Source organism: Bacteriovorax sp. Seq25_V, assembly GCF_000447795.1.
Classification (GTDB): Bacteria; Bdellovibrionota; Bacteriovoracia; order Bacteriovoracales; family Bacteriovoracaceae; genus Halobacteriovorax_A.
This window is the reverse complement of sequence record NZ_AUNI01000020.1, coordinates 135444-147353: the sequence shown is the minus strand read 5'-3', so window position 1 is coordinate 147353 and position 11910 is coordinate 135444. Positions and strand designations below refer to the sequence as shown.

The following is an 11910-nucleotide window of genomic DNA, read 5'->3' as shown; positions in this document are numbered from 1 at the left end:
TAAAAGACGGCCCTAAAACTTTTTTTAATTCTAGATTTTACCTACTAGATCTAAACCTGGTTTAAGTGTATCTGAACCTGGTTTCCACTTAGCTGGACAAACTTCATTTGGGTGTTCTGCGATGAATTGAGCAGCTTGTACTTTTCTCATTAGCTCATCAGCGTTTCTTCCAATTCCGTTATCTTGAACTTCAGCAAGCTTAATTTCACCAGCTGGGTTTACAAGGAAAGTTCCTCTGTAAGCAAGACCAGCTTCTTCAATGTGAACACCAAATGCTCTTGTTAGGTGACCTGTTGGATCAGCTAGCATTGGGTACTTAATTTTCTTGATTGTTTCAGAAGCATCATGCCATGCTTTGTGTGTGAAGTGAGTATCTGTAGATACAGAGTAAACTTCAACACCCATTTTTTGGAACTCAGCATACTTATCGGCCATGTCACCTAGTTCAGTAGGACATACAAATGTAAAGTCAGCTGGGTAGAAGAAAAAGATTGACCACTTTCCTTCAATGTCTTTGTTTGTAACAGTTTTGAAGTCATCATTGTGATAAGCTTCAAGTTTAAAGTCAGTAATTTTTGTGTTGATTAACGTTTGCATAATATCCTCCTAAAGATTTATTATCTAATGCATATACTATCGTTTAATTTTTACTATTTTCCAATTTCATTTTATCTATACATTGATAGGCTCACTCTATCAAAAAAAACCATATAATATCAATTAGTTAGACACTCTTCTATTCAAAACTTCGAGCATGCTAAAATTGCCTTGTTCACGGGCTAAAGATGACGCAGAACGCCCCTCCAAGTCGGTCTCATTGACGCTTGCGCCATTCTTCATTAACTCTCTTACAATATCCTTACGATCAAAGAGTGCGGCATACATCAATGGAGTTTGTTGTTCATTGTTTTTCTGTTCTACCGTACATTTATAAGAAATCCACCATGCTCAGTTTCTCTTGTCCAAGTATCAGCAAAAGATGATAGCGATAATATTTTAATTGAAATTATGAATCCATTTATGATTTTATTCACGGCCATATAGTCTTTCTGTTAAAGTTTCATAAAAATCATATTCACTTGTTTTGCGACTAATTTGAAATTCTATATATTGATGAGATGATAGAGAAAGCTGAATTAAAAAAGGGACTCATTGAGTCCCACAAATCACTTATATCGAATGATCTTAACCAATTAAACTTCTTAGCATCCAAGCTGTTTTTTCATGATACTCGATTCTCGCACCAAGAAGACTATTTGTACCTTCATCGTTTGCACCTTCAAGAAGTGGTAAAATCCCTTTGGCTGATCTTACAATTGTTTCGTGATCATTTAAAAGATTTTGAATCATTACATTTGCTTCTGTGTTTGTTGAAGTATCTTCTTTAACTGAACTTAGTTTTGCAAACTCACCATATGAACCAGGAGCTTTAACTCCCATTACTCTAATCCTCTCAGCAATCTCGTCAACGGCAAGAGCAAGTTCGTTGTATTGTGTTTCAAACATTAAGTGAAGAGTTTGAAACATTGGCCCTGTTACATTCCAGTGATACTTGTGTGTTTTTAAATAAAGCGTATAAGACTCTGCAAGAAGTTGTGAAAGACTTGTTGCGATCTCTACTCTTTTGTTTTCATCAATTCCAATATTTAAATTCATAAATCCTCCAAGGTTTTTAATTAAATCAAAGATATTTTATTATATTTTATTACTCAATGATAAAAATCACAATTAAGGGAAAACCTAATCACTTATAATAAATAACTAAGTGCAAACATCGTTATAATGCCACTAACGACACCACAAGATGCTTTCTTTTCATGTCCCTTTCTAAAAAGCTCAGGAAATATTTCCTGACAAATTACAAATAACATCGCCCCTCCAGCAAAGCCTAGGGAGAACGGAAGAAGCATATTAGAAAATTGCAATGAATAATATCCGAGTATAGCAGCAATTGGTTCAACTAATCCAGATAGTAATGCAAATTGAAAAGCTCGGCTTTTAGAGCTACCTTCGCTAATTAATCCTATTGCAACAACTAACCCCTCTGGCATATTTTGAAGAGCGATACCAAAACTTAGAGCAAGGCCCTGGGACTTATCGTCTGAGGCAAGACCAACACCAACTGTAAGTCCTTCTGGAATATTATGCAGACAGATAGCAAGCATAATTAAAGTCATGCGACTTAAATTTTTTTCAAGCTTCATATCAACGGCCTTATGAAAGTGCAGGTGTGGCGTCAAATTATGAATACCTATAATGAAGAAATAACCAATCACGATACCAAAAGTGACGGTTAAGAGCCCGTTAACTTTTCCAAAGAGAAGAATTCCAGATTCAATTCCTGGAATGATTAGAGAAATAAATGAGGCTACTAACATAATACCTGCACTAAAGCCCATTCCTAGATCTAGAGAGTCTTTATCAAACTTCTTTTTAAAGAACACAGGAAGGGCACCAAGTCCAGTTGAAAGACCAATTAGAGTGACAATGATAAACGGATTATCTAAAAACGACATAAAAAACCCCTATCTCATATGATAAGGGATTAGTGTGATATATTGTAAATAGATTTTTTCTATGGCCTCATAAAGGAAAACAACTATTGCTCACTAATAGCTTCTTTCTTTTTTCCAGAGATAAGGTTGTTAAAAATTTTAACGATATCTTCAAGTTCTTCAGAGCCATCATTCAAAGTTTTTGCAACTTTTAAGATATCAGTCGAAATCTGCTGTGTATCGTTTGAGACCTGATCTAACATCTGCATTGCTTTTGATACTTCGCGAATACCTGTAGCCTGCTCATTAGAAGCTAGCTTTACTTCAGAGATTGTTCCATGGACACTATTTACATTTTCAAGGATGAGATTTAACTGCTCTCCACACTTAGTCGCAATAGTTTGACCAAATTGAATTTTCATTGCTCCCTCTTCAGTAACTCGTGCAATTTTATCTTTTGAAGAATTTACAATTTGTTGAACTTTACCTACAGACTCCTGAAGCATTGTTGATATTTCCGTTGCAGCTGTTCCCGAAGCTGTCGCGAGATTTCCAACTTCTTCGGCGACAACAGAGAATCCCTTTCCATGTTCTCCTGCTCGCGCGGCTTCTACCGAAGCATTAAACGAAAGTAACTTCGTTTGAAAAACGATATCATTGATTACCGAAGTCTTTGCTCCAATCTCTTCAATAACTGAGATGATTTCAACCATCTGTTCACTCAACTCTCTCATTTCTTCAGTGATATTATTATTAGTACCATTGATGTCATTCATTGCTTCACGCATTTTACTTACAATGCCTAGTCCTTCTGTAGCGGCGTTCTTACTCGCTTCCGACAGCATTGTTGACTGATCAACATTCTCAAGGTTCTTATTAACCATCTGTGTGATTTCATCCATTGTTGAAACCGTTTCTTGGATCGAGCTTGCGAGATTTCCAGAAGCATTTCCAAGATCCTCAGAATACTTTTTTACAATCTGTGCATTCTCTCCAACGTCTCCCGATATTTCTTTTAGATGATCTGTAGAAGATGTAATAGGCCTTGATAACATTGAAGTTGCGTACCAACTTACAAATACAATAATTCCAAAAAGAATGAATGAAATAAGAACAATAAAGTAGATCATTTTATTTACAGGAGCTAAGATATCTGTAATTTCTCTCTCTGCGATAAAAGCCCAGTTTCGGTCAATAACTCTGAGTGTTCTATAAGATGTCAAAACCTCTTTTCCTAGTGGACCAACAAGAGTAAGGCTTCCGACATTATTTGCAAGAGCATTTTTAACTGCTTCATTTTCTATTTTTATATTCTCTTTAAGTGAGTTTGTAACATTAAACTTTCCACTTTCAATGAACATATTGGATCTTAAAATCCCGTCCTCTCCTACTAAGTAAGTTTGTCCCGTCTCACCCATTCCTTCTCGAGAAGAAAGAATTCCATTGATATAAGCTTGATCAACTTCTGTGACCAGAACACCTAGGACATCTCCTTTTGCAATTCCCTCATCGGGATGAGGAAATTCAGCAAGAGCACGCTGACAAATAAAAGAGTGCACATCTCCTGATGTTTGATATAGAGCATAGTCAGCAAAGAACATCTTATTACTGTCTGATGCAATGGCCTGCTCAAAACACTTACTAAGAGCACTGCCTTTCAATGCTCCATTCCTTAAGCTTCGCCCAAGAAAATGATACTTCTCATCATAGATAGAATTCATAATTACTTGCCCATTTATTGAAACAAGCATGATCGACTTTAACTTATAATCTTTCGCTGTTAATCTAATTCTATCTCCATATAATTTATCATTAGATATATAGGAAGGAGTTAAAATTTTTTGATCACTATCTGTTGAAAATGCACCACCATAGAATGCTCCTTCAAATGCGATAAACAACCCCTCTATCAAGCGGTCTTTACTTAATATACCTGTAAAGGTTTCTAGTGATGAAAAGTATTCATTCGCCTTATCCGACATCAATTTACTCGTTGAATCAAGTTGCCCTTTTGATATATCCAAAAGCGCACTCTTAGAACGAATAGAACTAATGAAAGAGATAACTACAATACAGATTGCTGAGACGATTGCAGTCATCAAAGTAATTTGTACTTTAAGTCCAATATTTTTTAATTTTTTCATCACTAGAGAAATCCTTACATACTTACTTACTTACTTACTTACTTACTTACTTACTTATTTACTTACTTCCAAACACCTGCACCAGCAATCCACTTTTTGTCACCTGCACACTGCTTAACAAATGACACTTTTGGAGTTGGTGCCTCATCTCCTGGCTTAGTCCAATAGTAGTCTACCCAACCACCTTCAGCATTTGCCTTGGCAACTTTATCAAACTCAACAAATAGGAATTTTCCTTTTTCATCTTTATTGCCTTTCAGGTCTTTCCCGTTAAGTCTTCCCTTAATTGGATGAACAACCATTTTTACATCTGCGTCTTGTACCCAAACATAATTAGTGTCACAAAATCTAAACTTTGCGACCTCAGCTTTTGCAGCATCGCCTTTTGCAGTAATTTCTCCGCACATTTTCTCTACAGCGGCCTTAGCCTGTTCTTTAGTACAGCCTGCAGCATTCGAATAAAATGAAGTTAATGATAAAATAGTAATCAAGAAAATCTTCTTCATAATCCCTCCCAAATTATAAAAATTTATAAAAACTTATATTAAGATATCGGTTTATAATTTAGATAGTTAACTACTTTTATATGAAGAAAAACTCATAATTCTAAATAAGAGAGCAACACTGATAACCGATCATGTTCACCATTTTCAATGGAGACAGAGAAGGTTTCTATCAGTGAATATTTAAGCTTAAGCTTAGTATAGCATAGGGATTTTAAAGGAATAAAATCACCGTGACCTATTTTCTTCACACGATAGGCGTTATCAAATTGATCCGTACAAGATGGAATGATAATTTGAAATACTTTAGATTGATAACAATTGGAGACAGTTCCAATTCCTCCTTGATGAATAACCGCCTTTGTTAAAGGCATAACTGAAGTATAAGGTAGAAAATTCGCGAGAAGAATTCTATCTTCTTTTAAAACAGCATAGCGCTCTTTATACGAATCAGGAATTGTGAGGATATAGCGATCCTTCGTATTTTCAATGAGTTTAATTATTGGTTCAAGATACTCATTGAGATTATACACAGCCACAGATCCTAGAGTCACAAGTATTGGTTTTTCTTTATTATTTAAGAAATATTTAACTTCATCAGATAAATCAGTTTTTTCTCCACTATAATTTAAGAAGTCAGCTTGAACCGTATTGATTGGCCAGTCTTTTTGAAAAGTGCCAAATTCTTTTGGAAATAATGCAATATTTAAGTCTTTTGAGAAAGGAGCCTCTAGCATAAGGCTTCCGGCTTTTCCAAGTCCATGTCTCTCATATGAGCGATGAACCTCACGGCCCCAATAATCGACGAGTTTAAACATCGAGCGAAATAAAACTTTATGTATGAGACGTTTTCCAAACTTTAATTTTTGCAAAAAAAGAAGAGGATAAAGAGCTGGAGGGTCATAACTTGAAAAAAAACAAAGAGCACAAAGATTTAGAGAGACCCACTTCACATTATTTTTAAGACACGCTATCTTTGCGGCATATGAAAATACATTACCAATTACAAAATCATAATCATTAACAATATCACAAAAGTCATTAATACTAAGTTCAAGTTGTTCCTCTGTTAGAATTAACTTATGGACATAATAAAGAGTTAGTGTCGGATGAACAATTGCTTTACACAAAGCTTCGTCTTTTGGATCGTAATTAGGACGAACACAGATAAAGTCCAAGCCGGCATCTTGTATATTATTTCTATAGCGTTCGCACGTTGCCAAAGTGATAACGTGACCGTTTGCCTTCAAATACTTTCCAAGAGCAATAATTGGATTTACATCTCCCAAAGAGCCAATAGAAGTTAATAGAATTCTTGCCATGGAAATATTGTACCATCAAAAAAAACTTTATGTTTGAAATTGAGTTGCTAAAATAAACTATGGCAAATGAAAATCGCAAATCTAGTTTTAAAAAGGCAATCACTTTTGTCAGACTTTCCCATATCCCAGGCCCTCGAGGGTTGAAATATATTAACTATGTAAAAGAGTTTCAAAAAAATATTTTAGCGGCATTCACACAAACGCATAATGAATATGGAAAAATAGCAAGCTTCCCATGGCCAATGAACTCTGTAATTATCTATGATCCAAAAATGATTAAAGAAGTTCTCATCGAGAATAATCGCTCATTCATTAAAGGAGAACAGATTGAAGAGATTAGGGCCGTTGTTGGAAATGGCCTCGCCACAAATAATGATTTTAACCTTTGGTTACGAAATAGAACAATTATTTCAAAAGAGTTTGGAAATAACGCAATTACAAGATATGAACCATCTATCAAAAATATCACCTCAAAAATGGTTGCTAATTTTTCAGATTCAATCAATATATGTGATTTTTGCAAAAAGGTAACGTTTGATATTGCATGTGAGATTTTTCTTGGTTCAAATTTGGGAGAAGAAAAAGCAAAGATCGTGAGTGAAGCAGTAGACTATACCTCAATCGTAACATACGAGAGAATTTTCGAGTTCTTCCCTATTCCTTACTGGGTACCAACAAAGAAAAATTTTAAATTCAAAAGACATTTTAAAAATTTAGAAACAATAGTGATGGAACTTATTACTAAAGAGAGAGAGAACCCAAGACCCACAGAACTCTCCAGTGTACTTCAGCGACTTGTGCATGCAAAAGATGAAGAGACTGGAACGTCACTTAGAGATGATGAGCTTAGAGATGAGATTTTAACTATAATGCTCGCAGGTCACGAAACGACTGCACACACTCTATCTTGGATATTTGGACTACTAGCAAAGCATCAGGATATCCAGGAAAAGCTATTTATAGAAATTCAGCGAAATGATGATTATCTTGATCTCGTTATACACGAGGCTATGCGTCTCTATCCGGCATTTCCAGTTCTATCGAGAAAAGCTTCTAAAGATACGCAAATTGGAGACTTACAAATTTTCAAAAATACTAATGTTGTTATTCCAATATATGTCATGCAACGAAGTGAAAAATATCATCAAGATCCTTTAGAATTTAAACCTGATCGTTTTATAACGAATGAAATTAATAAAGAACATCGTTCGATACCTTTCTCAAAAGGACCAAGACGTTGTATTGGCGAACTATTTTCTTTAAGTGAAATAAAAATAATTATTAAAGAGGTTTTAAATAACTTTCAACTGGAATTAAGTGATGAGCTTCCTCTCGCAGAAGCTTATGTTAGCTTAAGACCAAAGAAAGATATTTTGATAAAGCTAACAAGTCGACTATAGACTTAAGCGATGGACAACGGCCAGTCTATCTTTTGACTGGGCCTTCTCAAAATTCTTCTTTCTCTCGCCCCAAATCCCATTGATTTCAAAATACTTTGAAATTAAAGATCCTGAATATTGATAGTCCTGATGTAGAGAGATTCCTTGTGCTTGCTTGGAAATCAACCTCTCTTTTGAACGTTTTGTTTTTAGAGCACGTGGATCAAAGAGATTTTGGTTTAAGTGATGACTCTTATGATAATAGCCACCGATCGTTATGAAGTTTGCAACTTTATAATAGAGGTTATGATTAAGGTTAAAAATCTCCACACTTCCGTCTTCATGGTCTTGATGGCAAACATAATTAATATGAGCAAGAATAGCAATATTGCTAATTACAGATGGAATATAAAAAAGTAAAAAAAGCTTTGGTCCAAATAGAGTAAACCAGAAAGCAAGTCTCAAAACAAGATTCAGATGAAAAAGAATATCATGCCCAATCATAATCTTATGATAATTTTCTTCTGATTTATAATTATCTTCTAAGAATGATTTAGCTCTTTTAATCATATAGCGCATTGGCGCAGTCACAAAAACAAGAAATGTCATACCTGACGGATTTACAGGATCAAATTCTTCATCCGTATATTTATGATGAAGGATATGAATCAGAATAAAATTTCTAAAGCCATACATTACCCATGCTCCACAAAACTCACCTACAAATAGATTTAAAAAACGATTTTTAATATTATCGTGGGAAGTATTGTGAAGAAATGAAGAAACAAGCCAGCCCATAATAACAGCTGGAATTAACAATAAAAAGTCAACCGCTGAAAAATTGAGAGCTTCGAATGATCTAAATTTTAAAAGTATAAGAATAGCTATTGAAAATAGTAAGGTCTCCACTGAATAAAGCTTCAGAAGATAATACTTGTCCTTACAAATATTCTTAAAGATAGCACTGCTTTTCATATTGACCTCAAAATTTGTATACTTTGTTATAAACAATTTTTGAGTAAGAAGTAATTAAATAGTCAACTTCCTGAATATTTTACACAGAGCATTAAAAAAACTTAAACCTCTAATATCATTGAGATTGGACAGTGATCACTTCCCATCACATCGCTATGATGTTCACAGGCCTTCACTCTTGGGAGAAGTTCATTTGTTGACCAGAAGTAATCAATACGCCATCCGATATTTCTCGCTCGGCAGTCACCTCTAAAAGTCCACCACGTGTAGTGACCATTTTCATCTGGAGTGAACTCTCTAAAAATATCTGTAAAGCCCTGGCCTTTAAACTCATCCATCCACTCTCTCTCAATTGGAAGAAATCCTGTAGACTTAGTATTTGTTTTTGGATTTGCAAGATCAATTTCATGGTGAGCCGTATTATAATCACCAGTAATAATAACTTCTTTCTTAGTTTTCTTTTTGAGTGTTAAGGCCTTCTTCGCAACTTCACGGCTAAATTCTAATTTATAAGGAACACGTCCGTGGTCGCGTTGGCCATTTGGAAAGTAGCAATTGATAAGTATGAAGTTTGAAAACTCAGTAATGATAGTCCTTCCTTCACAGTCAAACTTCTCAATACCAAGACCAATAGTATGCTTATGCTCAATTCCTTTTCTAACCCACGTAGAAACCCCCGAATAGCCTTTCTTTTCGGCCGGTGCGTAGATTGCTTCATGATTTACGGGATTAACCAGGGAGTCATTTAATTGTTCAGGTAATGCTTTGGTTTCCTGTAGACAAATAATGTCGGCATCAAAATCTCTAACCCAATCGTGATAACCTTTTTTTTCACAGGCCCTAAGACCAGCGACGTTCCATGATGCAATTTTTATTTTCTTCGCCATATTTATCTCACTTTAACTTTTTAAAAACTAGGAAACGATTATTAGCAGGCATTTCAAAATCATTTTCTAATATAAAGTTATATTTCACAAAATTATTACAGATATCTTCGAAACTTCTAATCCCGCTCATAGGATTTCTATCCTTCAGCCAAGCATCGAAATTTTCATTACTCTCACTCGTAAATTTTCCATGATAATTAAAAGGGCCATAGATACAAACGCGGGCGTCACCTTTCAAGGCCTTTCCTATTTGCTTAATAAGTGTCTTAACATTTTTCCAAGACATGATATGAAGAGTATTTGCAGTATAAACAATGTCAAAGTCACCTTGAGGAAATTCATCTTTCCCCGATTCAAATTGAATTGGTTGCTTGATATTTTTTATTCCTTCAATCCAAAGTTTAATCTGCTCATGATTTTCTTTAAGGTCACTTGTAGACCAAGACACATTAGAAAGTTCGCTAGCAAAGAAAGCTGCGTGCTGACCAGTTCCACTACCGATCTCAAGAATATTCAAATCTCTCTTGCCATCGATAACCCCTTTGAGCTTCTCAAGGATTGGTCCTTTATTTCGCTCACAAGCTTCGCTTATCATTTTTTCCATTACTAGGCCTTCTTAAAGATGTCGATATTTAAATCAAGTGATTTACCGAGCCAAATTGCATGATCAGTATGATCAAGAAGATCATCTCCTGTATTTGGGTGGGTGAAGACAATAAGATGCTTATGATTAAGAGTGATCCATTCAAACACACGACCAAAGTCGGCAGTCTGAACACTTAATTGCACACTCCACATTGGGTGAGGGCCCACAAATTTTTCATGGAAGTGCCAAATTTCAATTGGAAACTTTTCCTTGCATCTATGAGCGAGATCTTTTGCAAATTCTATTGAGTTTTCATCGTAGTAGAGATGAACGTGATAATCTAAAACTGTAATATTCATAGCAATAAACTATCATTACTTAGTTAAGAAGGCTACTCCCCACTCATGTATTTGAAACTTCGAATCGGCCTGTGCAACGTTACGATAAATTCCCCTCATCGGATTCCAATCACTTTCAGGGATTTTTGTGAAATTAGCTCCCTTCTTAGCTAAAATCTGATCTTTCGGAATTAGTGCAAATAAAACTCTTTTATAAAATTGTGGTTGTATTGAGCTTTGCCAAGCAGCAATTTCATTAAGCTCCTGATGCTCCTGAGGGAACACGCAATACTCCCCTTTAGGAATTTTAAAGGCCCAGTAATTTTCAAAATCATCGACTTCTGCTTTTTTAAATTTCATTGTATTTAAAACAGAAACCATCTTCTTATACACAGATTTCTCATCACCGCAAAAACCTGCTTCACTTTGCAGTTTATTTGAGTCGAGTTTGTAATCATAATAAAGGTAGTTATAGTTTGTCCCATCAACAACTAGTCCATCTTTTGACTTCTTAATACTCCATCCATTCTTTGAATGAATTGGAGAAGTCGAAAGTTCATTCGCCTTTTCTTTATAAGAAATTTTAAAGTCAAATTCTTGTCCGTTCTCTAGACCATGAAAATAAATATTTGGCTTTCCTGCGGCCATATTACCAGGCCCAGGATAGTAATGATTTGAAAGTCCACCATTATTCCATACACCCGGATACGAGTAGTAACTTGGATATTGGTACATCCCATACCCATACCACCAAGGATAGTAAGATGGCATTGGTGTCGCTACACTTGGATATATTCCACGATCAAGGTACTGACATTGAACACAGTAATCACTTGGCCTTGTCGCACTTGTATCTCCCATACACTGAGGGAGCAGCGCCATACATCTGGCACCTTCCATATCTCGCATACCTGGCTGTGGTGCCAGCATTGAGGCCGTGGCCATCATTCCAAATAATGTTACGAAAAAGAATTTCATTGCTTAACCTCAATTGTAATATCTGAGTCCTTATTTGCTTGATGAGTATGATTTAGTGTCGCACTACAACCAGACTTCGTAATGTAGGAGATATCATACTGACCTTTAGGAAGATTAAAAGCAGCACTCCCGTCAAGAGGTACCTCTAGTTGATAGACTAACTTCTTATTTTCAGAAACAAATAATTGTCCTAGCTCGTTAGTCTTACAATCAAAATTCTTTGCCTTGATTCTTAGAGTTGAAGCTGAACATAGAAAAAATGGAGTTATAAACAAGATTATTGCTTTCATAAATAAATAATAG

At 35.3% G+C, this 11910-nt stretch carries 14 protein-coding genes; 1 reads left to right on the top strand and 13 read right to left on the bottom strand.

Annotated elements, in window-relative coordinates; translation table 11 throughout:
* Nucleotides 1-30: 30 nt before the first annotated feature.
* From ahpC to M900_RS13370, 7 genes are all read right to left on the bottom strand, one after another.
* Nucleotides 31-597, bottom strand: coding sequence for an alkyl hydroperoxide reductase subunit C (gene ahpC, locus M900_RS13395; protein ID WP_021275526.1), 567 nt, complete (start codon nt 595-597; stop codon nt 31-33).
* A gap of 123 nt (nt 598-720) precedes the next feature.
* Nucleotides 721-939, bottom strand: coding sequence for an ankyrin repeat domain-containing protein (locus M900_RS18065; RefSeq protein WP_369751684.1), 219 nt, complete (start codon nt 937-939; stop codon nt 721-723).
* 246 nt (nt 940-1185) lie between these two features.
* Nucleotides 1186-1656 (bottom strand): Dps family protein, encoded by a 471-nt coding sequence (locus tag M900_RS13390; protein WP_021275373.1) that lies wholly within the window; start codon nt 1654-1656, stop codon nt 1186-1188.
* Between the two features lie 92 nt (nt 1657-1748).
* Nucleotides 1749-2516, bottom strand: a complete 768-nt coding sequence (locus tag M900_RS13385; RefSeq protein WP_021275559.1) for a ZIP family metal transporter — start codon at nt 2514-2516, stop codon at nt 1749-1751.
* An 83-nt stretch (nt 2517-2599) separates the two neighbouring features.
* On the bottom strand, nt 2600-4639 hold the full coding sequence (locus M900_RS13380; RefSeq protein ID WP_021275435.1) for a methyl-accepting chemotaxis protein: 2040 nt from the start codon (nt 4637-4639) through the stop codon (nt 2600-2602).
* A gap of 62 nt (nt 4640-4701) precedes the next feature.
* Nucleotides 4702-5145: a cache domain-containing protein gene (locus M900_RS13375; RefSeq protein ID WP_021275606.1), complete on the bottom strand. Its 444-nt coding sequence runs from the start codon at nt 5143-5145 to the stop codon at nt 4702-4704.
* A gap of 92 nt (nt 5146-5237) precedes the next feature.
* Entirely contained in the window at nt 5238-6464 is a 1227-nt protein-coding gene (locus M900_RS13370; protein WP_021275520.1) for a glycosyltransferase, read from the bottom strand.
* Nucleotides 6465-6523: 59 nt separating this feature from the next.
* Between M900_RS13370 and M900_RS13365 the strand changes: the two genes are divergently transcribed.
* Complete coding sequence (locus M900_RS13365; RefSeq protein WP_021275668.1) at nt 6524-7864, top strand: cytochrome P450; 1341 nt, start codon at nt 6524-6526, stop codon at nt 7862-7864.
* Here M900_RS13365 and M900_RS13360 read toward each other — a convergent pair.
* The 6 genes from M900_RS13360 to M900_RS13335 form a co-directional block, all read right to left on the bottom strand.
* A complete protein-coding gene (locus M900_RS13360; RefSeq protein WP_021275342.1) occupies nt 7859-8818 on the bottom strand; it encodes a fatty acid desaturase in 960 nt (319 codons plus the stop codon). The two genes, M900_RS13365 and M900_RS13360, sit on opposite strands and share 6 nt — an antisense overlap.
* A gap of 101 nt (nt 8819-8919) precedes the next feature.
* Nucleotides 8920-9693: an exodeoxyribonuclease III gene (locus M900_RS13355; protein ID WP_034732907.1), complete on the bottom strand. Its 774-nt coding sequence runs from the start codon at nt 9691-9693 to the stop codon at nt 8920-8922.
* A 19-nt stretch (nt 9694-9712) separates the two neighbouring features.
* Nucleotides 9713-10309, bottom strand: a complete 597-nt coding sequence (locus M900_RS13350) for a DUF938 domain-containing protein (RefSeq protein ID WP_021275525.1) — start codon at nt 10307-10309, stop codon at nt 9713-9715.
* 2 nt (nt 10310-10311) lie between these two features.
* Nucleotides 10312-10650, bottom strand: a complete 339-nt coding sequence (locus M900_RS13345; protein WP_021275307.1) for a DOPA 4,5-dioxygenase family protein — start codon at nt 10648-10650, stop codon at nt 10312-10314.
* 15 nt (nt 10651-10665) lie between these two features.
* Nucleotides 10666-11607, bottom strand: coding sequence for a hypothetical protein (locus M900_RS13340; protein ID WP_021275385.1), 942 nt, complete (start codon nt 11605-11607; stop codon nt 10666-10668).
* On the bottom strand, nt 11604-11897 hold the full coding sequence (locus tag M900_RS13335; protein WP_034732786.1) for a hypothetical protein: 294 nt from the start codon (nt 11895-11897) through the stop codon (nt 11604-11606). The genes M900_RS13340 and M900_RS13335 overlap by 4 nt, the downstream gene beginning before the upstream one ends.
* Nucleotides 11898-11910: the final 13 nt, after the last annotated feature.